Annotated in this window: 24 protein-coding genes, 1 tRNA gene and 2 pseudogenes; 12 read left to right on the top strand and 15 right to left on the bottom strand. The window is 57.6% G+C overall.

The annotated features are described in order from the left end of the window. Positions 1-75 precede the first annotated feature (75 nt). The 3 genes from AC3WP7_RS06335 to AC3WP7_RS06325 are packed head-to-tail and all read left to right on the top strand — an operon-like array spanning position 76 to position 3,240. Positions 76-1,485: a circularly permuted type 2 ATP-grasp protein gene (locus AC3WP7_RS06335; RefSeq protein WP_071491442.1), complete on the top strand. Its 1,410-nt coding sequence runs from the start codon at positions 76-78 to the stop codon at positions 1,483-1,485. Between the two features lie 4 nt (positions 1,486-1,489). Next, complete coding sequence (locus AC3WP7_RS06330) at positions 1,490-2,440, top strand: alpha-E domain-containing protein (protein WP_102592272.1); 951 nt, start codon at positions 1,490-1,492, stop codon at positions 2,438-2,440. Further along, entirely contained in the window at positions 2,437-3,240 is an 804-nt protein-coding gene (locus AC3WP7_RS06325; RefSeq protein ID WP_102592273.1) for a transglutaminase family protein, read from the top strand. The genes AC3WP7_RS06330 and AC3WP7_RS06325 overlap by 4 nt, the downstream gene beginning before the upstream one ends. A 45-nt stretch (positions 3,241-3,285) precedes the next feature. On the opposite strand, the gene AC3WP7_RS06320 is transcribed toward AC3WP7_RS06325, so the two are convergent. Continuing rightward, positions 3,286-4,092 carry a c-type cytochrome gene (locus AC3WP7_RS06320; protein ID WP_102592274.1) on the bottom strand — a complete coding sequence of 269 codons (807 nt, stop codon included), beginning with the start codon at positions 4,090-4,092 and terminating at the stop codon, positions 3,286-3,288. Positions 4,093-4,737: 645 nt separating this feature from the next. On the opposite strand from AC3WP7_RS06320, the gene AC3WP7_RS06315 reads away from it, so the two are divergent. The 3 genes from AC3WP7_RS06315 (at position 4,738) to AC3WP7_RS06305 (ending at position 8,905) form a co-directional block, all read left to right on the top strand. Next, positions 4,738-5,943, top strand: coding sequence for an acetyl-CoA C-acetyltransferase (locus tag AC3WP7_RS06315; RefSeq protein WP_093514576.1), 1,206 nt, complete (start codon positions 4,738-4,740; stop codon positions 5,941-5,943). A gap of 16 nt (positions 5,944-5,959) precedes the next feature. Then, positions 5,960-8,107 carry a 3-hydroxyacyl-CoA dehydrogenase NAD-binding domain-containing protein gene (locus AC3WP7_RS06310; RefSeq protein WP_102592275.1) on the top strand — a complete coding sequence of 716 codons (2,148 nt, stop codon included), beginning with the start codon at positions 5,960-5,962 and terminating at the stop codon, positions 8,105-8,107. Between the two features lie 84 nt (positions 8,108-8,191). Then, positions 8,192-8,905, top strand: a complete 714-nt coding sequence (locus AC3WP7_RS06305; protein WP_071491436.1) for an amidotransferase — start codon at positions 8,192-8,194, stop codon at positions 8,903-8,905. Here the strand turns inward: AC3WP7_RS06305 and AC3WP7_RS06300 are convergent. The 3 genes from AC3WP7_RS06300 to AC3WP7_RS06290 all read right to left on the bottom strand — a co-directional run bounded on the left by AC3WP7_RS06300 (position 8,902) and on the right by AC3WP7_RS06290 (position 11,633). Then, the gene (locus AC3WP7_RS06300) at positions 8,902-9,873 is read right to left on the bottom strand and encodes a magnesium and cobalt transport protein CorA (RefSeq protein ID WP_092242626.1); all 972 of its coding nucleotides are present in this window, start codon (positions 9,871-9,873) and stop codon (positions 8,902-8,904) included. The genes AC3WP7_RS06305 and AC3WP7_RS06300 overlap by 4 nt on opposite strands. A 132-nt stretch (positions 9,874-10,005) precedes the next feature. After that, positions 10,006-10,728, bottom strand: coding sequence for a lysophospholipid acyltransferase family protein (locus AC3WP7_RS06295; protein WP_093128101.1), 723 nt, complete (start codon positions 10,726-10,728; stop codon positions 10,006-10,008). 212 nt (positions 10,729-10,940) lie between these two features. After that, a complete protein-coding gene (locus tag AC3WP7_RS06290; RefSeq protein ID WP_071491433.1) occupies positions 10,941-11,633 on the bottom strand; it encodes a crotonase/enoyl-CoA hydratase family protein in 693 nt (230 codons plus the stop codon). A gap of 320 nt (positions 11,634-11,953) precedes the next feature. On the opposite strand from AC3WP7_RS06290, the gene AC3WP7_RS06285 reads away from it, so the two are divergent. Together AC3WP7_RS06285 and AC3WP7_RS06280 are read left to right on the top strand one after the other, a co-directional pair. Further along, positions 11,954-12,043: transfer RNA gene (locus tag AC3WP7_RS06285), tRNA-Ser, on the top strand. Positions 12,044-12,330: 287 nt separating this feature from the next. Next, positions 12,331-13,143 carry a hypothetical protein gene (locus AC3WP7_RS06280; RefSeq protein ID WP_102592276.1) on the top strand — a complete coding sequence of 271 codons (813 nt, stop codon included), beginning with the start codon at positions 12,331-12,333 and terminating at the stop codon, positions 13,141-13,143. Positions 13,144-13,397: 254 nt separating this feature from the next. On the opposite strand, the gene AC3WP7_RS06275 is transcribed toward AC3WP7_RS06280, so the two are convergent. From AC3WP7_RS06275 to AC3WP7_RS06235, 9 genes and pseudogenes are all read right to left on the bottom strand, one after another. Continuing rightward, a complete protein-coding gene (locus AC3WP7_RS06275; protein WP_102592277.1) occupies positions 13,398-14,009 on the bottom strand; it encodes a hypothetical protein in 612 nt (203 codons plus the stop codon). Positions 14,010-14,038: 29 nt separating this feature from the next. After that, a pseudogene (locus tag AC3WP7_RS06270) lies at positions 14,039-14,584 on the bottom strand (tyrosine-type recombinase/integrase); the annotation flags it as partial. Further along, a pseudogene (locus tag AC3WP7_RS06265) lies at positions 14,574-14,738 on the bottom strand (peptidoglycan-binding domain-containing protein); the annotation flags it as partial. The pseudogenes AC3WP7_RS06265 and AC3WP7_RS06270, both read right to left, overlap by 11 nt. Further along, positions 14,735-15,058: a phage holin, lambda family gene (locus AC3WP7_RS06260; RefSeq protein ID WP_172963325.1), complete on the bottom strand. Its 324-nt coding sequence runs from the start codon at positions 15,056-15,058 to the stop codon at positions 14,735-14,737. The gene AC3WP7_RS06260 and the pseudogene AC3WP7_RS06265, both read right to left, overlap by 4 nt. A 45-nt stretch (positions 15,059-15,103) precedes the next feature. Continuing rightward, complete coding sequence (locus tag AC3WP7_RS06255) at positions 15,104-15,316, bottom strand: tail protein X (protein ID WP_102592278.1); 213 nt, start codon at positions 15,314-15,316, stop codon at positions 15,104-15,106. Then, positions 15,316-15,777 carry a head completion/stabilization protein gene (locus AC3WP7_RS06250; protein WP_102592279.1) on the bottom strand — a complete coding sequence of 154 codons (462 nt, stop codon included), beginning with the start codon at positions 15,775-15,777 and terminating at the stop codon, positions 15,316-15,318. The genes AC3WP7_RS06255 and AC3WP7_RS06250 overlap by 1 nt, the downstream gene beginning before the upstream one ends. 103 nt (positions 15,778-15,880) lie before the next feature. Further along, the gene (locus AC3WP7_RS06245; protein WP_102592280.1) at positions 15,881-16,582 is read right to left on the bottom strand and encodes a phage terminase small subunit; all 702 of its coding nucleotides are present in this window, start codon (positions 16,580-16,582) and stop codon (positions 15,881-15,883) included. 4 nt (positions 16,583-16,586) lie between these two features. Then, positions 16,587-17,609, bottom strand: a complete 1,023-nt coding sequence (locus AC3WP7_RS06240; protein WP_102592281.1) for a phage major capsid protein, P2 family — start codon at positions 17,607-17,609, stop codon at positions 16,587-16,589. Positions 17,610-17,649: 40 nt separating this feature from the next. Then, positions 17,650-18,480: a GPO family capsid scaffolding protein gene (locus tag AC3WP7_RS06235; RefSeq protein WP_102592282.1), complete on the bottom strand. Its 831-nt coding sequence runs from the start codon at positions 18,478-18,480 to the stop codon at positions 17,650-17,652. 229 nt (positions 18,481-18,709) lie between these two features. Between AC3WP7_RS06235 and AC3WP7_RS06230 the strand changes: the two genes are divergently transcribed. The 4 genes from AC3WP7_RS06230 to AC3WP7_RS06215 all read left to right on the top strand — a co-directional run bounded on the left by AC3WP7_RS06230 (position 18,710) and on the right by AC3WP7_RS06215 (position 23,759). After that, positions 18,710-19,879, top strand: a complete 1,170-nt coding sequence (locus AC3WP7_RS06230) for a hypothetical protein (RefSeq protein WP_146012694.1) — start codon at positions 18,710-18,712, stop codon at positions 19,877-19,879. A gap of 124 nt (positions 19,880-20,003) precedes the next feature. Next, complete coding sequence (locus AC3WP7_RS06225; protein WP_102592299.1) at positions 20,004-21,758, top strand: terminase ATPase subunit family protein; 1,755 nt, start codon at positions 20,004-20,006, stop codon at positions 21,756-21,758. Further along, complete coding sequence (locus AC3WP7_RS06220; protein ID WP_102592283.1) at positions 21,758-22,807, top strand: phage portal protein; 1,050 nt, start codon at positions 21,758-21,760, stop codon at positions 22,805-22,807. The genes AC3WP7_RS06225 and AC3WP7_RS06220 overlap by 1 nt, the downstream gene beginning before the upstream one ends. A 157-nt stretch (positions 22,808-22,964) precedes the next feature. Next, on the top strand, positions 22,965-23,759 hold the full coding sequence (locus AC3WP7_RS06215) for a DNA adenine methylase (protein WP_102592284.1): 795 nt from the start codon (positions 22,965-22,967) through the stop codon (positions 23,757-23,759). 72 nt (positions 23,760-23,831) lie between these two features. Here AC3WP7_RS06215 and AC3WP7_RS06210 read toward each other — a convergent pair whose 3' ends face one another. Then, complete coding sequence (locus AC3WP7_RS06210; RefSeq protein ID WP_102592285.1) at positions 23,832-24,236, bottom strand: hypothetical protein; 405 nt, start codon at positions 24,234-24,236, stop codon at positions 23,832-23,834. Positions 24,237-24,247: 11 nt separating this feature from the next. Then, positions 24,248-25,189 (bottom strand): ParA family protein, encoded by a 942-nt coding sequence (locus tag AC3WP7_RS06205; protein WP_102592286.1) that lies wholly within the window; start codon positions 25,187-25,189, stop codon positions 24,248-24,250. Positions 25,190-25,512 lie beyond the last annotated feature (323 nt).

Here is a 25,512-nt window from a genome sequence, read left to right as displayed (position 1 = left end):
ACTGATTTCTAAGTGTTTATGCCGCTGGCACGGGCCTTGCGACGGTTCTTTCGCCCGGGTGACAAGGAGTTCGGCATGATCCGCACTTATTACGATGAAATGTACGATGGGGCAGGCCAGGTCCGACCGCATTACCGCGAGTTCGCCCGCTGGCTGGCCGAAACCCCGCCTGAACTGCTGGCCCAGCGCCGGCGCGAAGCCGATTTGCTGTTTCACCGCGCCGGGATCACCTTCACCCTCTACGGGGACGAGCAGGGCACCGAGCGCCTGATTCCCTTCGACACCATCCCGCGCAGCATTCCCGCCAGCGAATGGCGGATTGTCGAGCGCGGCTGCATCCAGCGGGTCAAGGCGCTGAACATGTTTCTCGCCGACCTGTATCACGAGCAACGCATCATCAAGGCCGGGATCATTCCTGCCGAACAGGTGCTGGCCAACGAGCAATACCAGCTGGCAATGCAGGGCCTGGACCTGCACCGCGATCTGTATTCCCACATCTCCGGCGTCGACCTCGTACGCGATGGAGACGGTACGTACTACGTGCTCGAAGACAACCTGCGTACGCCCAGCGGCGTCAGCTATATGCTTGAAGACCGCAAGATGATGATGCGCCTGTTCCCCGAACTGTTCGCTGCCCAGCGCATCGCGCCTATCGATCACTACCCCAACCTGTTGCTCGACACCCTGAAAAGCTCAAGCCCCCTGGATAACCCCAGCGTGGTGGTATTGACGCCGGGCCGCTTTAACAGCGCGTTCTTTGAGCATGCCTTTCTCGCCCGTGAGATGGGGGTGGAACTGGTGGAAGGCGCCGACCTGTTCGTGCGTGACGATCGCGTCTTCATGCGCACGACCGATGGGCCAAAGGCCGTGGACGTGATCTACCGTCGCCTCGACGATGCGTTTCTCGACCCCCTGGCCTTCAACCCGGACTCCATGCTCGGCGTGCCCGGCCTGCTCGCGGCTTATCGCTGCGGGAATGTGGTGCTGGCCAATGCCATCGGCACCGGGGTGGCGGATGACAAGTCGGTGTACCCCTTCGTCACCGAGATGATCCGTTTTTACCTGGATGAAGAACCGATCCTGAAGAATGTTCCGACCTTCCAGTGCCGTAAGCCCGACGAACTGTCCCACGTGCTCGCCAACCTGCCCGACCTGGTGGTGAAGGAGACCCAGGGCTCCGGCGGCTACGGCATGTTGGTAGGCCCGGCGTCCACGGCAGCGGAAATCGAAGCCTTCCGTGCGCGTATCAAGGCCAAGCCCCACGCTTATATCGCCCAGCCGACCCTGTGTTTATCCACCTGCCCGACCTTTGTCGAAAACGGCATTGCGCCGCGCCATATCGACCTGCGCCCATTTGTGTTGTCCGGCAAGGAGACCCGTGTAGTCCCCGGCGGCCTGACCCGCGTGGCCTTGCGCGAAGGCTCGCTGGTGGTCAACTCGTCCCAGGGCGGCGGCACCAAAGACACTTGGGTGGTCGAGGAATGATGCCATGTTGAGTAGAACTGCCTCGGATCTGTACTGGATGTCGCGCTACCTGGAGCGTGCCGAAAACCTCGCACGCATGCTCGACGTCAGCTACTCGCTGTCACTCATGCCCCAGGATGGGCGCGGCGATGGCCTGCATGAACTGGCCATGCCGTTGTTGATTACCGGCACCCTGGAGGATTACCACGAGCGTCACGGCCAATTGCACGCCGAACGCCTGTTGCACTTTTTTGCGCTGGACGCGGCCAACCCGGCCAGCATCTACAGTTGTCTCGGTGCGGCGCGGGCCAGCGCCCATGCCGTGCGTGGGCGAACTACCGCGGATATGTGGGAAAACATCAACGCCACCTGGCTGGATATTCGCGATATCGCCCATCAGGGCCTCAGCCGTTATGGCATGAGCCGGTTCTGTGAGTGGGTCAAGGAGCGCTCCCATCTGTTCCGTGGCGCCACCTACGGCACCATCATGCGCAACGACGCCTTCCGGTTTATCCGCCTGGGCACTTTTATCGAGCGCGCCGACAACACGCTGCGCCTGTTGGACGCCCGCTATGAAATGGCCGGTGACCGTGCCGAGCCTGTCACCGATGGCACGGCCCACGCCTACTATCAATGGAGTGCCTTGCTGCGCGCCTTGTCGTCGTTCGAGGCCTACACCGAGATTTATCGCGATGCGCCTGGCGCGCGGCAAGTCGCCGAGTTGCTGCTGTTGCGCGCCGATGTGCCACGCTCGTTGCGTGCCTGCAGTGAAGAGATCGACCAGATCCTCGCCAGCCTGCCCGGCATCAACGGCCGCCCGGCCCAGCGCCTGGCTGCCGAGATGGATGCGCGCCTGCGCTTTACCGCCATCGATGAAATCCTTGAGGAAGGCCTGCACGCCTGGCTGACCGACTTTATCCCTTTGGTCCGCCAGTTGGGCGACGCCATCTACAGTTCCTACCTGGAGGCGGCATGAGACTCTCCATCAGCCACGAAACCACCTACCACTATGAAGACCAGGTGCGCGCCAGCATCCAGTACCTGCGCCTCACGCCCCATGACAGCGAACGCCAGCATGTGCTCAGTTGGCAACTCGACCTGCCGCGCCCGGTGCGTGCCCAGGTGGACCCGTTCGGCAACATCCTGCATGTGTTGACCCTGGATGAGCCCCACGACGCCATCATCATTGGCGCGCGTGGCCAGGTGGATATCGACGAGCTGCGTGAGGCCGAGCACGAGAGCCAATCGGCGTTCCCGTTCCTGCGATGCACCCGCCTGACCGAACCTGATGACGCCTTGCGTGGTTTTGCCGAACAGCACTGCCATCAACGGCGCGACCGCACGACGTTGATCGACTTGATGCACGCGCTGAACCAGGCGATGGCCTACACACCTGGCGCGACCGAAGTCGACACCTGCGCCGCCCAGGCCTTCGCCGGCCGGGCGGGCGTGTGCCAGGACCACACCCACGCGTTCCTGGCCTGTGCGCGTAGCCTGGGCATTCCTGCGCGGTATGTGTCGGGGTATTTATACACCGAGGACAGCACGCACCTGGCCAGCCACGCCTGGGCCGAAGCCTGGCTGGATGACGCCTGGTACAGTTTTGACGTGACCAACCAACTGGCGCGCCCGGAGCGGCATTTGAAGCTGGCGGTGGGGCTGGATTACCTCGATGCTTGCCCGGTGCGCGGCATGCGCCGGGGCGGTGGGCATGAGCAAATGCATGCCAAGGTGTTCGTGGCGCCGACGCCGGTGATTTCCGTCCAGCAGCAATGATAGGGTCGCGGCGAGCGGGGTGTCGTGGCGTTTGCCACCGGATGTTTAAGGTTGCGGTTTACGCCCGGCCATATGCTTCAAATACCCCACCAACAGATCCAGCTCACCGTCCGGCAACACGCTGGCCGCGAACGCCGGCATCTTCGCCTGCGGCCAATGCCGCAAACTCTGCGGGTCGCGGATATAGCGCTTGAGGAAATCACCGCCAAAATACTCGGTGGGGTTGTAGGGGATATTCAGGTCCGGTCCCACCTGGCCGTCTCCGGCGCCATTGAGGCGGTGGCATGCCAGGCAGTTTTTCTGGAACAGGGCAAAACCCTGGTTGATCGGGTCGTTGGCCGCCAGCTTCGGATCCGGCAACAACGCCGGAAAACGCTCCGCCACTGTCTTCAACTGCTTGATCGCGGAAATCTGGAATGGCCACTGCTCAGGGCTGATAGCCCCGGCTTGCGGGTTGGTCCACACCAGGTAGAACGGCCCTGCACTGGGTTTGCCATCTGCCAGCGCCGGCCATGGTTGAGCAGGATCCTCCACCGCCAGCCAGGCGCGTGCACCCTGGTGTTCCAGCAACGGCGCGGCGGTGAGTTCGGCGGCGAATCCATCCAGGGCCACCGCTTGCACGTGGCTCTCGGGTTTCAAGCCAGGTAGGAGTACGGCCAGCGGCACTGCGCGATAACTCATGCTGCGCTTGTAGGAGACGTCATCGGCGATCTGCACCGTCTGCGCTTGCGGGTGCTTGAGCAAGTCGGCGGTCTCCCAGGTCTTGCGGGAGTGGTCGAGTTCGATGGTCAATTGGGCCGCCGCAGTGGGGAGGCTGATGAGCAAGGCGAGGAGGGCAAGGATGGCTTTCAAGAAAGGGCCCGGTGTCGAGTGGCGATGCTGCTCACGATACCGCAAATCTGCACGCAAAAAGACAGCCCCTGCAGGACCGCTATGCGCAATGTCCTTGCAGGCGCTGCCAAAAACTGCAGACCCGGTGCTGTGAATGCACGGCATGTGGGCGTGGAGGTGTCACCCAATAACCTTGGTTAAATTGGGCAAGATCAGAATCAGTGTGGTGGCGAACAGAATGAGTCCCGCCTGACGTACTTTCGAATGTTTGAACATGGCTGACTGCCTTTTGTTGTTATTCCTGAGCGTCAAATGCGTGCCGGTTTTATTTCAGTATGGCGAGATGACGTGTCGCTTTTCTTACAGTTGCTCCAGCAAAACCCGGCAGCAACTTCCTACTGATTCAACCTTAGAGGCCTTGTTCTTCGCGGCTTAGACTCATTTCGTATCAGCTAATCAGCATTTCTGCTTAAAAAGGCATGAGGCATATCGCCATCTTGGCGCCAATGCCTTGGCTAGACAGCTAAAACGATTAATCAGGGGATTACCTTAGGTACCTACCGTTCGTCCGAGCGAGGGGGTCAAAAGCAATGAGCGCATCCGTCATTGAAACCGTGTCAATCGGGCCTAAGGTAGGGCACACATGCACACTGGTTCGAGGACGTCATGACCCAAGCGTTGATCTTTGATGCAATACGCACCCCCCGTGGCAAAGGCAAGCCGGACGGTGCCTTGCACAGCGTCAAGCCGGTAAACCTGGTGGCCGGCCTGCTCACCGCGCTGGCCCGACGCAGTGACCTCGACACTCATCAAGTGGACGACATCGTGCTCGGCTGCGTGACCCCGGTAGGCGACCAGGGCGCCGACATCGCCAAGACCGCGGCGCTGGTGGCGGACTGGGACATCAGCGTCGCCGGCGTGCAGGTCAACCGCTTCTGCGCGTCAGGCCTGGAGGCGGTGAACCTGGGGGCGATGAAAGTCCGCTCCGGCTTCGAGGACCTGGTGGTGGTCGGCGGTGTCGAGTCCATGTCCCGCGTGCCCATGGGCAGTGACGGCGGCGCCTGGGTGCTCGACCCGCAGACCAATATGCACAGTCACTTCACCCCACAGGGTATTGGCGCGGACCTGATCGCCACCCTGGAAGGTTTCACCCGCGAGGACGTCGACGCCTTTGCCCTGCATTCGCAGCAGAAAGCGGCGAGGGCGCGTGCAGACGGTGCCTTCGACAAGTCGCTGATCGCGGTGCAGGACCAGAACGGCATCGTGCTGCTGGACCATGACGAATTCATTCGCGGCGATTCCACCCTTGAAGGCCTCGGCAAGCTCAAGCCTAGTTTCGAAATGATGGGGCAGATGGGCTTCGATGCCACCGCGTTGCGGGTCTACAGCCATGTAGAGCGCATCCATCACGTACACACCCCCGGCAACAGTTCCGGCATCGTCGACGGGGCGGCGCTGATGTTGATCGGCTCCGAAGCCAAGGGGCGTGAACTGGGCCTGCAACCCCGGGCACGTATCGTTGCCACGGCGGTCACCAGTACCGATCCGACCATCATGCTCACCGGTCCCGCACCCGCCACGCGCAAGGCCCTGGCTAAGGCCGGCCTGCGCGTCGAAGACATCGACCTGTTCGAGGTCAACGAAGCGTTTGCCTCGGTGGTGCTCAAGTTCATCAAGGACATGGGCATCGACGCCGCACGTGTGAACGTCAACGGCGGCTCGATTGCCATGGGGCACCCGCTGGGGGCGACCGGCTGCGCGATCCTCGGCACCCTGCTCGACGAACTCGAAGTACGCCAGCAGCGCTATGGCCTGGCCACCCTGTGTGTTGGCGGTGGCATGGGCATCGCCACCATTATCGAACGCCTCTGAGCCCAAGGAATTTGTCATGACCCAAGCCATTCGTTACGAAAAAGGCCAGGACGGCATCGTGGTGCTGACCCTCGACATGCCCGGCCAAAGCGCCAACACCATGAACGGCGTGTACCGCGCGGCCATGGCGGCCACGGTCGAGCGCCTGGAGACGGAAAGGGACAGCATCGCCGGCGTCGTCATCACCTCGGCGAAGAAAACGTTTTTTGCCGGTGGCGACCTCAATGAACTGATCAAGGTCGACAAGGCCCACGCCAAGGATTTCTATGACGGTGTGCGGGTGTTGAAAGCGCAACTGCGGCGCCTGGAAACCCTCGGTAAACCCGTGGTGGCCGCCATCAATGGTGCGGCACTCGGCGGCGGCTGGGAGATTTGCCTGGCATGCCATTACCGCGTCGCGCTGGACGACAAGTCGGTGCAGTTGGGCTTGCCGGAAGTCACCCTGGGCCTGCTGCCGGGGGGCGGCGGGGTGGTGCGCATGGTGCGTATGCTGGGGCTGGAAAAGGCCTTGCCGTATTTGCTCGAAGGCAAGAAAGTGCGGCCGCAACAGGCGCTGCAAGCCGGCTTGATCAACGAACTGGCGGCGGATCGCGATGAGTTGCTGGCCAAGTCCCGCGCCTGGATTCTGGCCAATCCGGACGCCAGGCAACCGTGGGATAACAAGGCCTACCAGATTCCGGGCGGCACCCCTTCGAACCCGAAAATTGCGCAGATGCTGGCAATTGCGCCGTCGATTTTGCGCAGTAAAACCAACGGCTGTTTCCCCGCCCCGGAGAAAATTCTCTGTGCGGCCGTCGAAGGCGCCCAGGTAGACTTCGACACCGCGCACCTGATCGAAACCCGTTACTTCACCGAGTTGGTGACGGGGCAGGTGGCAAAAAACATGATCGGCACCTTCTGGTTCCAGCTTAACGAGATCAACGCCGGCAGCTCGAGGCCGCAAGGGTTTGCGCCGTATATCACGCGTAAAGTCGGCGTGCTCGGTGCGGGGATGATGGGGGCGGGCATTGCCTATGTCAGCGCCAGCGCAGGCATCGAGGTGGTGCTCAAGGACATCAACCTGGCGGCCGCCGAGAAGGGCAAGGCGCATTCGGCGGCGCTGCTGGACAAGAAGGTCAGCCGTGGGCAATTGACCGCCGAGCAGCGGGAAACCATCCTGGCACGGATTCGTCCTACGGACTCCGATGCCGATCTGGCGGGCTGCGACTTGATCATCGAAGCGGTATTCGAAGATCGTGAACTCAAGGCCAAGGTCTCGGCCGCTGCGCAAAGCGTGGTCGGCGCCGACGCCGTGATCGCCTCCAACACCTCCACCTTGCCCATCAGCGGCCTGGCCACGGCGGTGCCGGATCAGGCCAGGTTCATTGGCCTGCACTTCTTCAGCCCGGTGGACAAGATGCCGCTGGTGGAAATCATCAAGGGCGCACGCACCAGTGACGAAACCCTGGCCCGTGGTTTGGATTTTGTCCTGCAAATCAAGAAAACCCCGATCGTGGTCAATGACAGCCGTGGCTTCTTCACTTCACGGGTGTTCGGCACCTTTACTAACGAAGGCATTGCCATGCTCGGTGAGGGCGTGGCCGCGCCGATGATCGAGACCGAAGCGCGCAAGGCCGGCATGCCGGTGGGGCCGTTGGCGGTGTCTGACGAAGTGTCCCTCAGCCTGATGAGCCATATCCGGCAGCAGACGGCCAAGGACCTGCAGGCGGAGGGCAAGGCGCTGCCTGCGCACCCGGCGACCGCGGTGATCGATCTGTTGGTCAATGAATACAAGCGGCTGGGCAAGGCGGCGGGAGGCGGTTTCTATGAGTACCCCAGCGGCGGGCAAAAGTACCTGTGGCCAGAGTTGAAAAGCCGCTTTGAGCGACCCGACCAACGCATCTCTGCACAGGATGTACGCGACCGCCTGCTGTTTATCCAGGCCATCGAGACGGTGCGCTGTGTGGAGGAGGGGGTGTTGATGTACACGGCGGACGCGAACGTGGGGTCTGTTTTCGGCATTGGTTTCGCGGCCTGGAGCGGTGGCGCGCTGCAGTTCATCAACCAATACGGCTTGAACGACTTTGTTGCCCGCGCCCGCTACCTGGCGCAGCAGTATGGCGAACGTTTCACGCCGCCGGCGCTGTTGCTGGAGAAAGCGGCGCAGGGTGAAGTGTTCCGGTGAAGCTGGGGGGCTTGCCTTGAAGGGGTATTTCAAGGCAGGCTCTGGGGGTGTGCAATATTCCCATCACCGTGTCAGGTATTTTTTATGTCGCTACGCGTCTGTATCCTGGAAACCGATATCCTGCGTCCAGGCTTGATCGATCAATACCAAGGGTACGGGCAGATGTTCAAGCGCCTGTTCGCCAAGCAGCCGATTCCCGCCGAGTTCGTGGTGTACAACGTGGTGAACGGTGAATACCCCTCGGACGACGAAGTCTTCGACGCGTACCTGGTCACCGGCAGCAAAGCCGACTCCTTCGGCACTGACCCATGGATCCAGACCCTCAAGACCTACCTGCTCGACCGTTACGAGCGTGGCGACAAGCTGCTCGGCATCTGCTTCGGTCATCAGTTGCTGGCACTGTTGCTGGGCGGCAAGACCGAGCGCGCCGGCCAGGGCTGGGGCATGGGCATTCACGACTACCAACTGGATGCCAAGGCCCCTTGGATGAGCCCTGAAGTACCGGAATTGACCCTATTGATCAGCCATCAGGACCAGGTCACCACGTTGCCGGAGAATGCCACGGTCATCGCCTCCAGCGCTTTTTGCCCGTTCGCGGCGTACCACATCGGTGACCAGGTGCTGTGTTTCCAGGGCCACCCGGAATTTGTCCATGATTATTCCCGCGAGTTGCTGGAGATTCTCCAGACAACCCTGGGCGAAAAAGTCTATACGAACGGCGTGGCCAGCCTCGAGCGCGACCACCACGGTGCAACCGTGGCGGAATGGATGATGCGGTTTGTGGCGCACAAATCCTAAAGCCAACCCGACCGTTTGAAACTGGCCCACAATGCCGTGCAACCCGTCGCAATAAACCCGAGTACCGCAAAGTAGCCGTAGTGCCATTGCAGCTCGGGCATGTTCTGGAAGTTCATCCCGTAAATCCCCGCCACTGCGGTGGGGAACGCCAGGATCGCCGCCCATGCGGCAAACTTGCGCTGCACCACGCTCTGGCGCGAAGCCTCCAATAACACACCGATTTCGATGGTCTGGCTGGCGATATCGCGCAGGGTGGTCAGGTCTTCCATCTGCCGCGTCACGTGAATCTGCACGTCACGGAAATACGGGCGCATGTTCTTGTCGATGAACGGGAAGCTGAGCTTCTGCAACTCCTGACTGATCTCCACCATCGGCGCCACATAACGCTTGAGTCGCAACACGTCGCGGCGCAGGCCGTGGATCTTCTGGATATCCCGCTCGCTTAGCGAACTGCACAACACGTTGCGCTCCAGCTCATCGATCTCGGCATGGATCGCTTCGCTCACCGGCTGGTAGTTTTCGGTGACGAAATCCAGCAGCGCATACAGTACGAAGTCTTCCCCATGCTCCAGCAACAGCGGCCGCGCCTCACAACGCTGGCGCACAAAGCCGTAGGACGCCGAGTGCCCATTGCGCGCGGTGATGATGTAGCCGTTGCCGGCAAAGATATGCGTCTCGATAAACTCCAGCTTGCCGTTCTCGCGCACCGGCGAGTAGGTGACGATAAACAGCGCATCGCCAAAGGTTTCCAGCTTGGGGCGGCTGTGTTTTTCCAGGGCGTCTTCGATGGCCAGTTCATGCAGGTTGAACTGACGTTGCAGGTTGGCCAGCTCCCGGGCGTCGGGTTCTTCCAGGCCTATCCATACAAAGTGATCGGGTTTGGCGGCCCAGGCCGCGCCTTCATCGAGAGTGATATCCGTGACTTTCTTACCGGCGCTGTAGACGGCGGCCGCAACAACTCTACCCATGGTGCTGATCGCTTCTTATTGGGAGGACAAGTGTTGGGCAGCTTAGCCTGAATGGCGTTCCGTCGTTGCGTCGAGCTTTTTGTAGTGTGCGAGCTTGCTCGCGCTGGGGTGCGAAGCGCCTTCAAGCGGTGTTCAGGCTGCCCGCAACTCGCGGTCCATCTCGTCAATACAGGCTTCCATCTGTGCATGACACGCCTGCATCAACGCCGGGATGTCATCCGAAGTCATGCCAACGGTAGGAATTGGCGGCAGCGACCGTATGAGCACATCCCCACTGTTCCAGCGATTGAGCTGCATATGCGTGACGTAATTGCTGACACACACCTGCACAATCGGCACACCCGCCGCAATCGCCATATGGAACGCACCTTTCTTGAACGGCAGCAATCCTTTGCCCAGGTTGCGCGTGCCTTCCGGGAACACCCAGATCGAGGTGTCTTCATGCTGCAACGTGTGGGTGGTGGTGAGCATCGCACGGCGTGCCTTGTGCGCATTGCCCCGGTCAATCAACACATTGCCCGCCAGCCAGAACAACTGGCCGAACAGCGGCACCCACTTCAGGCTTTTCTTGGCGATGCACACCGTACGGTGGGGCACCACGGTGCCGAACACAAATAGGTCATAGTTGGACTGGTGGTTGGCGATGATCACGCAGGTGCCGGGCTTGTTGCGCAGCGAGTCCACATCGGCCTTCACCTTGAGCCGCAGGATCCACATGGCCGGCACCGCGTACAGGCGTGCGCACAGGCGACTGTTGTCCGGGTTGAACGGCCGGCACACACCAACCAGCACGCCGAGCACGCCGGCAAGCATAAAGTGCAGGCTCATCAACAACATACGCAACAGAAAAAGCATCGACACGGCCCACCGGGACAAAAGGTGGCGCAGTGTACGGTTGTGCACTGTATTCGGCAATTACCCCGGTAGAGGTAGGAGATAGCCGATGTTTAAGCGCATGTTTCAACATCTGTCGATACGGGCAAGCTAGAGCGGCTGAAGATGATTCGGACTAGGTTGTAAGAAAAAGCCCGACGCAAGGTCGGGCTTCGGTGCATCAGGCGTAGGGATTAACTCAGGATATGCCCCTGGTCCTGGATGATGGCGTCGTCCAAGGCTTCCAACAGTTCTTTACGGACTTTCAACTTGGTGTGCTTGTGGGCGTTCATGTTGAGCTTCTTCAACTGACGCGCCGCTTCCAGCGCCGCCGCGTGCAGCTCTTCCGGTGCCACCACCTTGTCGAGGAAGCCCGCTTGCAACGCGCCCTGCGGGTCAAACATCTCGGCATTGATCACCGAACGATGGAACGCCGACTTGCGCAGGCGATCCCGCGCCAACTCGATACCGGCGTGGTGCATGGTCATGCCAATCGCCACCTCGTTCAGGCCAATGCTGAACGGGCCTTCCACGCCAATCCGATAGTCCGCCGACAGCAGCAGGAAGGCACCCTTGGCCACCGCATGCCCAGGGCACGCCACAATCACCGGGAACGGGTGCGACAACAGGCGACGCGCCAACGTCGAACCGGACGTCACCAGGCTGATCGCCTCTTTAGGGCCGGCGGTCATCACCTTCAAATCATAACCACCCGACAAAATCCCCGGCGTACCGGTGATCACCACCACCGCCCGGTCCTTCTCCGCCTGGTCCAGCGCTTCATTAAAGGCACTGACCACCGCCGGAGAAATGGCATTCACCTTGCCGTTGCTCAAGGTCAGGGTCGCGATACCGTCTTCGAGGTGGTAGGCAATCAACTCACTCATGACGCGGTTCCTTGTAGGACTTGTTATAGAAGAATGCAGCAGACGTTACCCACCACGCCCGCCCCGGTAAAGCGCTGTGACTGACTGGCCAGTCAGGGTTTTCCCCTGCACAGCGCATCGAAATGCCTGGGGCAGGGCACAATCGCCGCCCCAGACACCTACCGCCGATGCCTGAGAATGGCACAATCAACGCCCCTTGCCGGGCGGTGAGCGGCATAACCGGCTAAGCGCATGAATATTCTGAAAAAAACCTTTGCCATCAGAAAGGCTTTCGACTACATTAGCGCGCCTCGACAGACTGAACTGGTTTGACGAGATACGGTGAAGTGTCCGAGTGGCTTAAGGAGCACGCCTGGAAAGTGTGTATACAAGAAATTGTATCGAGAGTTCGAATCTCTCCTTCACCGCCAAATTTGAAACGACTAAACCCCTGAAAACGTTGAAGTTTTCAGGGGTTTTGTGTTTTCAGAGGGTCAAAAAAGGCTCATATGGGAACATCCATGGGAACGTTAGGATTCTGCTGAAGCGTCCTATCTATGATTTTTCTCTTTCAGCACTGCAGGATCGGACAGACTCACACTTACGACTGTTACGGAGTGCATGAACAACTTGGGCTCAACTATTCGCGGCACTAAAAAGCTATTACTCTGCCTTGCTTGGCCGGTGATCAATCTGGTCATCTACTGGCGAGGGAGCGATGACAGTATCCAATTTAGAAAAGTACCGGGAAGATCTGAAGGCTTTGCTTCAGGAAGGGCGGGTGGTTCTCCAAGCGCTTATCTATGAGTCGGAAGGCCCGGAAAAATGGCGGGACCGTAAGGCAGGAGTCGGATGGACTGCGGAAAAAATTGAAATTTATGAAGATAAGCTCAAACCCTTCCGGATTTGCTACCACCACTGGTATTCCGAAGCGCTCGTTGTTGTAAAGCAGCTTCTTCCAGACAGGTACGCGGACTTCGTAAAATTTTACGAGCGACCAAAAACGCGAAAGTCATTTGATGTCGAGACTTATCGAATTGAGGACGCATGCCAATCGCTTTCATCGACTCGGTATGATGGGAATGTGATCGTTGATATGTCATCCGCCGTTTCATTGCTACAGCAGCAGATTGCTATCCTTGAATCAGTAGAAAAACGTTTCGAGAGTTCACTTTTTGATATTAAGCAATTGGTACAGGCTGATCTCTTTGATTCTGAACTTGAAGTTGCAACAGAGCTGCTAAAAAACAAGTTTTCTCGTGCTGCCGGCGCTGTGGCTGGAGTTGTGCTGGAAGGCCACATGAAGCAGGTCTGTGATAACCACAATTTGCCCAAGAAATCAGGAACTATTGCGGTGCTAAACGATGCGCTTAAAGCGGCTGGTGTCATTGAAATGCCGCAGTTTAGACAGATTCAGTATCTTGGCGATATTCGTAATAAATGTGGTCATAAGAATCCGACCGACCCAACGGTTGAGGAAGTCAGCGAGCTTATTGCAGGAGTCGATAAGGTTATAAAAACCATCTTCTAAACCCTTGGCCTGGGGCAAGTTGGTTTCCTTGAATATAAGCTTCGAATCTCTCCTTCACCGCCACATTTGAAATGACTAAACCCCTGAAAACGTTAAGTTTTTCAGGGGTTTGTGTTTTCAGAGGGTCAAAAAACGCCTATATGGGAACATCCATGGGAACACGGGAAGCCCACTGATTGATAAGCGGCGGGCACTGAGGGCCACATTTGGGTGGTGAAAGGACGATCTGGGAACGTGAATAGGGCAGAGTGAATCTAATCGAAGGCAAAGGGGAATTCCCAGGCGCAACCGTCTTTCAAACGATCAAACAGCCCTTGCTGGTCGTCCAACGAGCTATGGTCGGCCAAGTCCAAGTAATAATTCAGCCCGTCATGCACGTAGTAAACGAGCCATTCACCCGTTAACGCCCCCCTCTTTTTTCTCTCCTCGATTGCCCCGTAGACAAAAGAGTGTGAAATTCGATTGGCAACAGCCTCTCGATAGGTATCCATATCCGTATCGTCTTCTGCCATTAGAATTTCTCGGAACATGGCTTGCAGTAACCCTTGCTTCTTCGCAAACCCTCCAAACCACCTGTTGTTTATGTTTTCGGGCAAGTGATATGCGTCGAAGTAATGCTTGTGCCAAAAGCGCCCCAGAATAGGCCCTCTAAATTTCTCAGCGGCTTTTGTACCTGTAGGTCGGCTGGTGGCTGTTTTCTCGAGAAAAGCAATCTCGTCTAATACCGAAAATTTATTGATCCGCCGGAGTAATGATCCGTTGTGTAGCCGCATAGCCAGGCACTGGCTGACTCGATCCCAGTAGGGCTGCGCTAGGGTTACGTTCTTTTTAAGCAGCAACGATTCGTATCTATGCAGTAACGGCATAAGCTCATCTCAATGACGCTGAAAGACATCTATAAACCAAGTGCGTGTTGAAGCAAACCAACGATGTCCGGGCCGTCCTCATTTATCCATGTTCAATAGTGCTGTCGGATCATGTCCGCACTGGTGTGGCCCATCTGCTCTGCAATCCAGTCAACCGAGGCAACGCCCGTGGTAAGCAGTTGGCTGGCATAGGTGTGCCGGCACTGGCCAGGACCGCGATAGCGAACGCCGGCCGCTTTCAAGTGTGCTTTAAAGAACCTGTCCCTCACGACGAAGTCACTGACGTGCGGCAGGCCACTTTTGGTGTTCAGGAATACAAAGTGCAACTTGTGCTTGCGAACGGTCTTGTTGTCCCGCTCGACGACGTCCACCGTATCCACGGTCTTGAGCTGGTTGATGGCGTCCAGCTTCCGCAGGGCATCCCACGCGGGCTCCAGCAGACGCACCTTGCGAGTAGAACGACGAGTTTTCGTCACGCGATAGGCTCCCCGCACCTTGGATCGGCGGAAAGTCACAGTCCCCTGTTTCAGATCGACATCCTCCCAGGCCAGGGCAATAGTCTCCGATACCGTCGGCGACCAAGCCGACTTTGACCTGGTAGGCGCGGACAGCAGCTTCGGTGGTGTCGCCGTAGTCACCGTCCGCCACCAGGTTGGCCCCGTGTCTGTTGAGGTTCTTTTGCAGGATCAGCACTGCTTGCGAGCGATCCCCGTGGCGAAGGGTTGTCATAGTTGCTCTACCTTCCGGTTGAAAAACTTCTTGGCCGCAGCGCGGGTACCTTCGACGCCCAGCAACCCGATCACCCCACCGAAAAAAGGCGCAGTGGACGTCGGTATGCCGAGCAACGCCAGGCCATGGCTCGCCGCCAGGGCTAGCGTGCCGCACAGCGGTGCCTCGATCAGCATGCGGCGCAGGGTGCCGCCGCCATACATGATCCGTAGGGCCGCGATGACCAAGGCGAGGACTCCGGCGTAGAGAGTCGGCCAGTTCTGTTCGAGCCAGGCGGCGAGCCAGGCCCAGGTGTCGGGACGTTCAGGCATGCGCTTCATTCCGTTGTCCAGGGTTGGTGGGTTCAAGGGCTTGGTGCTGCGGTGTCAGTCCCATAGATTCACCATCTGCCGTTGGGGCGCGCTGGTTTGGGCTTCGGGCATGTTGACGACCAGGCCTTGCGGCAGGATTGGGCCGTGGTCGGCCAGGCCAGGGTTGGCTTCAAGCACGGCCTCGGTGACGCCTGCGGTACGGCCGTAGTGACGCCAGCAGAGGGCATCGACGGTGTCGTTTTGGATGGTGCGAGTGGCGACGGGCATCAGATCAGCTCCACTGTGGTGCGGGTGCGGCCGAGGAAGTCGCGTACCGCCCAGCGCAGGTCCCGGCGGTAATCGTCGATGGTCGGGGCGGTTTCTTCGGCTTTGTCGCTGCCGGTATTGGTCGCGCTGTAATCGCGGTACCGCTCGCAGACTTCAGCGCCGGTACCGGCCTCGATCGCACGGCGGTACAGGTGAACCTTTACCGATACCTCCTTGATGCGATCCCCCGGCACGTCAGCCAAGGTGGCGTGGCCAGCGGCTTGTTGCGCGACGCGCCATTCGCTCAGTTCGTTATTGAGGTTGATCGCCGCGGCGATCACGGCGGTTTCCAGGCGGGCCGGAGTGACGCTGGCGTCGATGCGCAGGGTGGCGCGCAAGCCGTCCAGGTCAATCGACGGCCAGAACGTGTCGGTGTTGATATGGCCGCCGGTGACTGGGCCGCTGGCTACAAATGCGCTCATGGAACGGCACTCAAAATAGATCGCCGGTGGTCGGGGCTTCACGTTCAGGAGGAGCGGCCTGGCCGATCCGCCCCGAGCCGGCTGGGTGCGTGGGGACGCTCGGTCAGCTGCCAGTGGCAGCGTGTTTTTTCAGGAGGCGCTCGGCGCCGTCCAAATCTTTTTTGCCGCCGCAACCCTCGTGCAGCTCGATCGCCCGCTTGAGCAGGTCGATACCGGCCTGAATCTGTCCGGGCTGGCCTGGCTCCTCGGCGGTGATGCCATCCAATGTCGCGCGGCCGGTTGCCAGGTACAGCTTGGCGCGGGCCTGGTCGGGCATGTCTTCGGCGTCGGTCAGTTCGACGGTGCGGTGCAAGACGCTCAGGTCGAAACTGCCATTGGCCTTTTGCGCCTTCAGCGCGGCCGTGGCGATTTCCTCTGCCACCAGGCAACCGGTGGTGCGTTCGAAACGGTCCGGCATGATCAGCTTGTGCTTGAGCACGTAGTCAGCGATGTCCAGAGCGCCGCTGTAGTCCTCGACGTCAACGCGCCAGACCATGACGGTGGTCATGACGTCATCCTGGGCACCATTGCCTGCTGCAAGCACTCCCTCGACGTACGGGATGTACTCGGGCAACAACTGTGCTTTGAGTGCAGCCTTGCCCTCGTTGGACTGGATGGCTTTCAGGCGCAGCCGGTCTTGCAGCAGCTGATTCAACTGGTGCTCGTATGCAGTGGCGCCGGCCATGGATTGCTGTGGTGCCGTTTTCGCTGCCTCCATGGCCGCGCGTGCGCGGCGTTGGTGGGCTTGGGCGATGCTGAGTGCCATGGGGTTAACCCTCGCTGCCTGCGTCTTCAACCGGCGTGATGTTTTCCAGCAGGCAGCCCAGGCCGTATTCCTCGACCACATAAGCTTCGTTCGACGATTCGAAGTTGCTGACGCGGTTCCACTCCGGCTCTTCCTTGAGGTAGCGGCGGCGCCCGCCGATCTGCCAGTACACCGACAGGTTGGCGAAGGTGGTGATGAGGATCGTGCCTTCGGGGATGTACGGCACCTCGTACAGCGGCAAGCCACCGACGCGGCGTTGCGAGATGATCAGGTCGCTCGCCAGGGTGTTGGTGGCGTCCTGGTCCTTGTTGACCAGGGCCAGGAACTTGTCGTGGACCAGTTCGCGGCCGGTCAGCACGACCAGGCCAGGGTTGCGGCGATACCAAGGGTCGAGCAACTGGATGGCGTCGTAGACCAGGGCGTCGATGTTCTTGAAGTCGCCGGTTTTGCCGATGGTGATCTTGCCGGCGACAGCACCTTCCTTCAGCACACGGTCGGGTGCGTGGGTGCGGTACTGCTGGAGCCAACCGACGTTGACGTCTTCCAGCAGCGGGTGCGCTGTGCGGTCGGTTTGCTCTGCGGCCGAAACACCGTAGAAACCGATCTGGATACGGTCGAGCGCCTGACGTTGGGCTATGGCGCTGGACAGGCGGGTTTGGAAGTCCGGGAACTTGGCCCAGGCGTCGAGCTGTTTGTAGCTGACGAAGGTATCGAAGTCGGTCTGCTCTGCCTTGTACTTATCGCTCGACAGAGTGCCGATGCTGCGCGGCTCACGCTTTTTGACGTTGGTGTTGGTACGGCTGGCAACGGTGCCACCTACGCCCAGGCCAACCTTTTCGCCTTCCTGTTCATCGACGCCGATGACGTTGACCTTGGTCAGGAACTCGCTCGACTCCTGAATCTTTGTTTCCAGGCGCTGCTGGATGGTTGGGTCGACGCTGAATGTGGCGGTGGCCGATTCAACGCCGTTGAGCAGTGCGACCTGGCTGAGGTAGCCGGTGAAGAGTTTTCGAGTGTCGTTACGCATGGGTGTCTCCGATAGTGGGCTGGGCGGTGTAGGCCGCAGGTCAGAACTCAGCCAGGGCTTGTTTGCCGCCGCCGGTTACCGGTGGGCGCTGGGTTTGGGAGTGGTCTTGGGTTTTGCCGAGGGTGGTTTTCAGCTCGACCAGTTCTTTGCTGAGCTGCTCGACCTTGGTGTTCAGTTCGCCGGAGAATTTCTTCTCGGCAGCCAACTGATCGGGCAGATCCTTGACGTGATCGGCAATCGCTTCGACGGCTTGGCCGATTTGGGCGAAATCGGCGTCGTCCTTCGCCTGTTTGCCGCCGAGCAGTGCCTGCACTTTGCTGAAGAGTTGTGCGCCGAGGCTGGGCTTGTCTTCGATTTCCTCAAACTGCAACTCGGTTTCCACTGCCTCAGTGAACATCGACGTCGCGGAGTAATGACGGTCTTTGAATGGACTGGATTCTGGCTTCTGCGCGGAGAAAGACAGTACATCGGTGCCCAGGCTGGCCGGGGAGTCGGTCACCGCCACGCCGACGATATAGGCCTCGCCGGTGTCCGAGAAGCTGTCGTCGATTTCGATCGAGGTGTAAATCTTCTGCTTGGCCTTGTTCATGGCGATCAGGTCGGGCGTCGGCTCGACCTGGGCGAACAGTGCCAGCTTCTTCTGGCCGTTGATTTCCACTACTTCGGTCTTGACCGCGAGCACGTCACCGTAGGCCTTGAAAGGGCTGTCGGGCAGCAGGCTACGGAAGTGCTCCAGCCAGATGCGGGCGCCATAGGTGGACGGGTTGAAGTTTTTTGCGGCCTGTTCCAACCAGCTGCGTTTGATGGTGCGCTTGTCAGAGGTAGCGCCCTCGACGGCGACGCGGAACCAATTACTGCGGAATTTCTTCATGCCGGGAATCCTCAATGCGTTGGGCGCATGCTCTGACGTAAGCGATGCGTTGCAATGAGGGCATGGTCGTGACGCGCGCGAGTCGCAGCAATGAGTTGTGGTTGTAAGGAGCAAATCTACAAGGCTAACGCGAGGGTTATCAGGCGATTCGTATAGCCAGTATCACTGTGCCATTATTCGTGGTGAAATTGATTTTTACGCAGATCTCACACTGAAAAGGATTTTTGAAATGGCAGCTCCAGGAAAACCAGAATCAAACCGAATTAAGTTTGCTTACTATCTCGCAGGGTGGGCATACGGAGGCGATAAAGTGGCGCTCCGTGCTGCTGCGAAGTCTGTACTCACATCTGAATATCAAAAAGAAATGAAAGGCAATATATTTTGCCCGGAGTGTTGCGTTGGTTTATTCAGATCCCCAGAGGATGGAGATAAAGACGCAAATGGGCGAGCTGCGTACTTCGCCCACAGTAGGACACACCGACCACCATGCGGACTACGAGTGAAGAAGCGCGACGGGCAAAGATTTACGACCGAAGAAGAAGCTAAACAAGCCATTGATGATGAACTGCTCGTTGTTGTTAAAAGCTTTATGAAAGAAAAACCTGTCGCGCCGGTATTGCCAGGACAAGTTTACGATGGTCCTGTCGTTGAAGATATAGATGGTGAACCTACAGATGTTCCTATTAAGAGGCATAATGGGGAGCAAATTAAGCTTCCTAGCAGGATAACTACAGTTCGAGGGCTGTGTAGAAGTTTTGATAAGAATTATTATAAATATTATTTTTTGCCTGACGCCCAGTATCCTCAACTTTTAAGTGATGCCTTGATGGATGTGTCGAACGTTCGGGAGTTAAACGAAAAGTCTAAACTGTATTTCGGTCGTATAAAGCGCATATTTAAAATGGGGGATGGTAATCCTTGGAATATACAAATGACTCGCCTTCAATATGAAAACGATGGTGATTATCAAGATTTCACTTTGAAGATGTCTATTCGTGACTCCAAGGAGCACGGCATAACGGATGCATCCATTGGTCGTATCGTGATGATGTACGGTCCTATTTCAAAAAATGGAAGCGGTTTAGCTATAAGTGATCTTGGGTGGGGGGAGTTTGCCCTGCTTCCTGCCAAATATGATCAGGTACTCTTCCCTGAAAATGCTGAACCTTATCAGGAAACTCTAGAAGAACTTCTAGCCGATGCGACAGGCCTCACACTAGAGGAGATTGAAGAGTGGATGCTAGATGAAGAGCAAGAAATTACCGATGATGGTGTTTTAGTGGGTCATATAGTAAATTTCCGCGATGATACGCCTGAGAGAGTTATGAGTCGGGTTAGTGGTAGAACGGGAGAGTACACAGCGAACGTCGGTATCATCGATTTAGATGAGGGTGAATAGGGAAATTATCGTACCCTCTAGTTAGCTTGGAACTAATCGTTATTCACGGAAGTGAGGTTGTGTAAGCAAAGGCTACAGGTGGTAACCCTACCTTATAGCCTTTGTGTTCGGCAGCATTTGGTTTATGACAACCGAATTACTTCCCATTGATCCCCGACGCCAATCCAAGTTCCTGTATTGGATGGGTTGGCGCATCTGCGAGATTGCCGAGGCTACGGGCGAAAAGGAAAAAACGCTACACAGCTGGAAGGCTCGCGACGAGTGGGACCGGGCGGATAACGTCGAGCGCATCGGCGGGGCGCTGGAAGCGCGTCTGGTGCAGTTGATCCTCAAGGAAGGCAAGAGCGGCGGGGACTTCAAAGAGATCGACCTGCTGCACCGGCAGTTGGAGCGACAGGCCCGCATTCAGCGCTTCCAGGGTGGCGGTACCGAAACCGAACTCAACCCCAACCTCGCCAAGCGCAACGAAGGACCGAAGAAGAAGACGCCGAAAAACGACATCAGCGAAGACCAGATCGAGCTGCTGCGCGAAGCGTTTATCGATGGGTGTTTCGACTACCAGAAAGACTGGCACCGGGCGGGCAATCAGCGCACCCGCGTCATCCTAAAAAGCCGGCAGATCGGCGCCACTTACTACTTCGCCCGAGAGGCGTTTATTGATGCGCTGGAAACAGGGCGCAATCAGATTTTCTTGTCGGCGTCGAAGAACCAGGCCTACTTATTCCGTGGGTACATCCAGGCGTTTGCCCGCGAGGTCATCGGCGTCGAGTTGACTGGTGATCCCATCGTGTTGCCGAACGGCGCCGAACTGTTTTTTCTCGGTACCAACGCGCGCACGGCCCAGGGCTACCACGGCAATTTCTACTTCGACGAATTCTTCTGGACGTTCAAGTTTGAGGAACTGAACAAGGTTGCGTCGGGGATGGCGATGCACAAGAAGTGGCGCAAAACCTACTTCTCGACGCCGTCGACCATGGCCCATGAGGCCTACACCTTCTGGACGGGCGAGCGCTTCAACAAGGGCAAGCCGGCGGCGCAACACACCAAAGTCGACGTATCCCACGGGGCGCTCCAGCAGGGTCGTTTCTGCGAGGACCGGTTGTGGCGTCAGATCGTCACCATCTTGGACGCGGAGGAGGGTGGGTGCGACCTGTTCGACATTGAGGAACTGCGCCGGGAGTACAGCCCTGAGGCGTTCGCCAACCTGCTGATGTGCGAGTTCGTCGACGACGGCGCGAGCATTTTCCCGCTGACGGTGTTGCAGCCGTGCATGGTCGACAGCTGGGTCGAGTGGGCCGAGGACTACAAGCCGTTTGCCATGCGGCCGTTCGGCGACCGCCAGGTGTGGGTGGGGTATGACCCGGCTGAAACCGGCGATTGCTCGGGCCTGGTGGTGGTCGCGCCGCCTCTGGTACCAGGGGGCAAGTTCCGGGTACTGGAGCGTCATCAGTTCCGAGGCATGGACTTCGCGGCCCAGGCCAGCGTGATCAAAGCCGTCTGCGACCGGTACTGGGTGACGTACATCGGCATTGACGTCACGGGTCTCGGCAGCGGCGTGGCGCAACTGGTGCGCCAATTCTTCCCCAATGTCACCACGTTCAGCTATTCGCCTGAGGTCAAGACCCGCCTGGTGCTGAAGGCCTACGACGTGATCCACCGGGGCCGGCTGGAGTTCGACGCCGGCTGGACCGACATGGCCCAGTCGTTGATGGCGATCCGTAAGACCATCACCGCAGGCGGTCGCCAATTCACCTACACCGCCGGCCGCAACGACAACACCGGCCACGCTGACCTGGCGTGGGCGCTCTTTCATGCATTGCACAACGAACCGCTGGAGGGGCAGACCACTGCCAACACCGGGCGGATGGAGATTTTTTGATGTCGAACCGCCGCAGAAATACCAAGCAAGTGGCCCAGGCTTCCACGGTTGCAACGCAGGAGTTCATTCCTCGCAGTGATAGCAAGATGGAGGCGTTCAGCTTCGGCGATCCGTCACCAGTGTTGAGTGGCCGGGAGGTGTTTGATTATCTGGAGTGCTGGTTTAACGGGCGGTGGTACGAGCCGCCGCTGTCGCTGGACGGCCTGGCACGGTCTGTGGGCTCCAGCGTGCATCTGCATTCGGGGTTGATGTTCAAGCGCAACCTGCTGAGCAAAACGTTTATCCCACACCGACTGCTGTCGCGGGCAGCGTTTGAACAGTTTGCTCTGGATTTTCTGTGCCTGGGCAACGGCTACCTGGAAGGGCGGCGCTCGCTGCTCGGCCCGTTGCGCGAGCTCGTGCCGCCGTTGGCGAAGTACATGCGCTCGGGCAAGGACGGGCGGCAGTTCATGGTCCAGGGCTGGAAAGAGGAGCATGAGTTTGAACCGGGCACCGTTTTTCATCTGCGGGAAGCGGATCTGCACCAGGAAGTGTACGGCCTGCCCGAGTGGATCAGCGCCTTGCAGTCGGCGTTGCTGAATGAGTCGGCCACGCTGTTCCGCCGCAAGTACTACGAGAACGGCAGTCACGCCGGCTTCATCCTCTACATGACCGACGCCGCGCAGAACGAAGCGGATGTCGATTCACTGCGCAAGGCGCTCAAGGATTCCAAGGGGCCGGGTAACTTCCGCAACCTGTTTGTGTACTCGCCGAACGGCAAAAAGGACGGGTTGCAGATCATTCCGGTCAGTGAAGTGACGGCCAAGGACGAATTCAATTCGATCAAAAACCAGACCCGCGACGATGTGCTGGCCAGCTTGCGCATTCCGCCGCAGTTGATGGGCATTGTGCCGCAGAACGCGGGAGGGTTTGGGTCGATCAGGGAGGCGGCGCAAATCTATGCAGCCAATGAACTGGAGCCGATTCAGGCGCGTATGGCGCAGGTGAATGACTGGCTCGGGGAGGAGGTCGTACGGTTCAAGCCCTATGAAATTCCCGTGGGGGCCTAAAACCCCCTGCGCAGCAAACGAGGCGACGAACCGGTGCGTCAACACCGGTTCGACGCTGAATCACTCGAACCAGCCGAGTGCTCCAACCAAGGCCTCGCCCCACTGCGCAGGGGGTGCGAAGCCTAAGCGAATCCAATTGTCGAAACAAGGATCACTTATGAGCACACCGATAATCCCGTGGATGGGCGGCAAACGTCGCCTGGCAGATCGTCTTATTCCGCTGTTTCCACCCCATGAATGCTACGTCGAGGTTTTTGCCGGCGGTGCCGCGCTTTACTTCATGCGGCCCCAGGCCGCGCCGGTTGAGGTTCTCAATGACATCAACGGCGACTTGGTGACTCTGTATCGCGTGGTGCAGAACCACTTGGAGGAGTTCGTGCGCCAGTTCAAGTGGGCGCTCAGCTCTCGTCAGGTGTTCGAATGGCAGAAGATGACCAGGCCGGAAACGCTCACCGACATCCAGCGGGCGGCGCGGTTTTTCTACCTGCAGCACCATGCGTTTGCGGGGAAGGTTAGCGGGCAGACATTTGGCACAGCCACCACTGGGCCCGCGATCAATCTGCTACGGATTGAGGAGAACCTCTCCGCCGCGTGGCAGCGCCTCTCAGGCACCTACGTTGAAAACCTGGGCTGGCTGGAATGCGCGGAACGGTACGACCGGCCGCATACCTTTCACTACATGGATCCGCCTTACTGGCAGACCGCAGGCTATGGGGTGGACTTTCCCTTTGAAAACTACGAGCGGATGGCCGAATTTATGCGGCGTTGCAAGGGCAAGGTAATGGTGAGTATCAACGACCACCCTGATATCCGACGGGTATTTGATGGGTTTCACTTTGAGACTGTGGACATTCGGTACACTTCGGCGAATCAGCGGCATCTGCGGGCCGATATTAGTGAGGAACTAGTAATAATGAACTGGGAGCCATCTTTACTAGATCGGCTTTTTTGAAGGGGACTATATATTCAATATAAAAATAGCCGCCATCACGGCGGCTATTTGACAGCAGTTATGTAAGTTTTTCTAAGGTGTTTCTTTCTCGGATTTTGAGCCGCTTCTTATAATTGAATCCATTTGCGTGGCTTCATGGTGCCTAACAATTAAGTTGATTAGCGCGCTTCGGCTTTGACGTTTCGAGGTTTGGATTCCAACTACTTCGGCTAACTTTTGAATGCTTGCTGTTGAAACAAATAGAGCGTCATCATTTAGATATGTTTCTATTTCCTGGGTGCTCATCGTTCTCAACTTGTCGCTGATATCGTCAGGCAGGTTAATGCTGTACTGTCGATTTTTTTGTATTTCCTGTTTGGCTGAATTATTCACCAGCTTCTGAATATGGTTGATGTTGTGAGTTATGTCGTTGTTCGGCAATGATCGCAACAGTTTTGAAGTGAGTTCTAAGATGTTGGCTAGTTCATGACTTTTCATATGGGCCTCCCTTATATGATCCGGGTAACAAACTCATCAACAACGGCACCCATATAACCTGCTTGTTTGCCTGCGTTCTGGTGTGAGCGGGGTAAGTCAGTTACAGCAAATACAGGAAGATTCATGTCGGCAGCTGCAGAAATGCCATCGCCGTCAGTAATATAATTATCAAACAGGGCGCCGGGGCCTAGCTGTGAGCTAATGTTAGTCATTATCTGTTGATGGCCGTTTTTTGGACCTCCATTGTACTCGTCAACCATGTTAAATACGACCCCACCGAATTTTGTAGGGTTATATTTTCCAGGAAGGCCTGCGTAACCCCACATAGAATCATAATCTTTATTGAATTGATCCATGTACTGATTAATCAAGGTTATACCCACGGTTGACAAAAAGTCAGGAATTGAGGGTACTACATAATAATCACTAGCAAAAAAAGCGTTTTGCGTCACTAGATTTACATTCGGTGGGCAGTCTAACAAAACGTAATCATAATCGTCTGCTACGGCGTCAAGAATGTTTTTTATGATGGAGATTTTCTCTATTTCAAACTTTGTGTCTTCTCTGTGATCCTTGCCTACGCGCTTTTCTCGTGCGAGTTTCATATCAAGCAAGGTCAGTTCTTGATGGGATAGTATTACTCCTACTCGGGCATATACTTTTCCAGCTCTCGCTCTGACGCTTTCCTGAAGTATTACGTCCTCTGGTTTCGCTAACTTTCTATCAAAGTATCCGTCGAAGATGTCTTTCAAAGTTGGCTTGTTGTTGGTGTAAGCATGAGAGATATACGAACTTGCTCCAATCGCCAAAAAAGAGAGATTGCATTGTGGGTCAAGATCTATAAGTAAAACTCTTTTTTTGTGACGGGTGGCTAAGCCGGCTGCTAAGTGAAGGGTGAGCGTGGTTTTTCCCACTCCACCTTTCCAGTTGATCATGCTCACTACTTTCGACATGTTTCATTCCTTGAGGTCTGTTTTATATCTGTTGCCGGTCTCTGATTCCGAGCCAGCAAATCCAAGCTACTCCATTACTTCCAGTGGTGTCCATCTGACATTACTAGAGGCTGCCTGGGCCTGAAATTTGAATTTACACAGCGGTAGCGAATTGCGCGCGCTTGGATGACCTGCGCCGCGCCGTCGTCCCCCCACCTCGCCTGCGGGCTAAATGGGTCGTTTTTTCTGCGCCCCTGCGGACCACTCCCGGCGGCTTAGGCTGGGCGCTTGCATGGCGTTGTGGGGAGGTTGAAAGCCTGCGGAACCCTGCACCGAGGGGGTAT

The sequence above is a fragment of the Pseudomonas sp. FW305-3-2-15-C-LB1 genome, assembly GCF_058787615.1.
This window is presented reverse-complemented; position numbering and strand designations above follow the sequence as displayed.

Coding starts and splice junctions, on each gene's coding strand:
- AC3WP7_RS06335 (WP_071491442.1), top strand. CDS start 76: ATGATCCGCACTTATTACGATGAAATGTACGATGGGGCAGGCCAGGTC.
- AC3WP7_RS06330 (WP_102592272.1), top strand. CDS start 1,490: ATGTTGAGTAGAACTGCCTCGGATCTGTACTGGATGTCGCGCTACCTG.
- AC3WP7_RS06325 (WP_102592273.1), top strand. CDS start 2,437: ATGAGACTCTCCATCAGCCACGAAACCACCTACCACTATGAAGACCAG.
- AC3WP7_RS06315 (WP_093514576.1), top strand. CDS start 4,738: ATGACCCAAGCGTTGATCTTTGATGCAATACGCACCCCCCGTGGCAAA.
- AC3WP7_RS06310 (WP_102592275.1), top strand. CDS start 5,960: ATGACCCAAGCCATTCGTTACGAAAAAGGCCAGGACGGCATCGTGGTG.
- AC3WP7_RS06305 (WP_071491436.1), top strand. CDS start 8,192: ATGTCGCTACGCGTCTGTATCCTGGAAACCGATATCCTGCGTCCAGGC.
- AC3WP7_RS06300 (WP_092242626.1), bottom strand. CDS start 9,873: ATGGGTAGAGTTGTTGCGGCCGCCGTCTACAGCGCCGGTAAGAAAGTC.
- AC3WP7_RS06295 (WP_093128101.1), bottom strand. CDS start 10,728: ATGCTTTTTCTGTTGCGTATGTTGTTGATGAGCCTGCACTTTATGCTT.
- AC3WP7_RS06290 (WP_071491433.1), bottom strand. CDS start 11,633: ATGAGTGAGTTGATTGCCTACCACCTCGAAGACGGTATCGCGACCCTG.
- AC3WP7_RS06280 (WP_102592276.1), top strand. CDS start 12,331: ATGACAGTATCCAATTTAGAAAAGTACCGGGAAGATCTGAAGGCTTTG.
- AC3WP7_RS06275 (WP_102592277.1), bottom strand. CDS start 14,009: ATGCCGTTACTGCATAGATACGAATCGTTGCTGCTTAAAAAGAACGTA.
- AC3WP7_RS06260 (WP_172963325.1), bottom strand. CDS start 15,058: ATGAAGCGCATGCCTGAACGTCCCGACACCTGGGCCTGGCTCGCCGCC.
- AC3WP7_RS06255 (WP_102592278.1), bottom strand. CDS start 15,316: ATGCCCGTCGCCACTCGCACCATCCAAAACGACACCGTCGATGCCCTC.
- AC3WP7_RS06250 (WP_102592279.1), bottom strand. CDS start 15,777: ATGAGCGCATTTGTAGCCAGCGGCCCAGTCACCGGCGGCCATATCAAC.
- AC3WP7_RS06245 (WP_102592280.1), bottom strand. CDS start 16,582: ATGGCACTCAGCATCGCCCAAGCCCACCAACGCCGCGCACGCGCGGCC.
- AC3WP7_RS06240 (WP_102592281.1), bottom strand. CDS start 17,609: ATGCGTAACGACACTCGAAAACTCTTCACCGGCTACCTCAGCCAGGTC.
- AC3WP7_RS06235 (WP_102592282.1), bottom strand. CDS start 18,480: ATGAAGAAATTCCGCAGTAATTGGTTCCGCGTCGCCGTCGAGGGCGCT.
- AC3WP7_RS06230 (WP_146012694.1), top strand. CDS start 18,710: ATGGCAGCTCCAGGAAAACCAGAATCAAACCGAATTAAGTTTGCTTAC.
- AC3WP7_RS06225 (WP_102592299.1), top strand. CDS start 20,004: ATGACAACCGAATTACTTCCCATTGATCCCCGACGCCAATCCAAGTTC.
- AC3WP7_RS06220 (WP_102592283.1), top strand. CDS start 21,758: ATGTCGAACCGCCGCAGAAATACCAAGCAAGTGGCCCAGGCTTCCACG.
- AC3WP7_RS06215 (WP_102592284.1), top strand. CDS start 22,965: ATGAGCACACCGATAATCCCGTGGATGGGCGGCAAACGTCGCCTGGCA.
- AC3WP7_RS06210 (WP_102592285.1), bottom strand. CDS start 24,236: ATGAAAAGTCATGAACTAGCCAACATCTTAGAACTCACTTCAAAACTG.
- AC3WP7_RS06205 (WP_102592286.1), bottom strand. CDS start 25,189: ATGTCGAAAGTAGTGAGCATGATCAACTGGAAAGGTGGAGTGGGAAAA.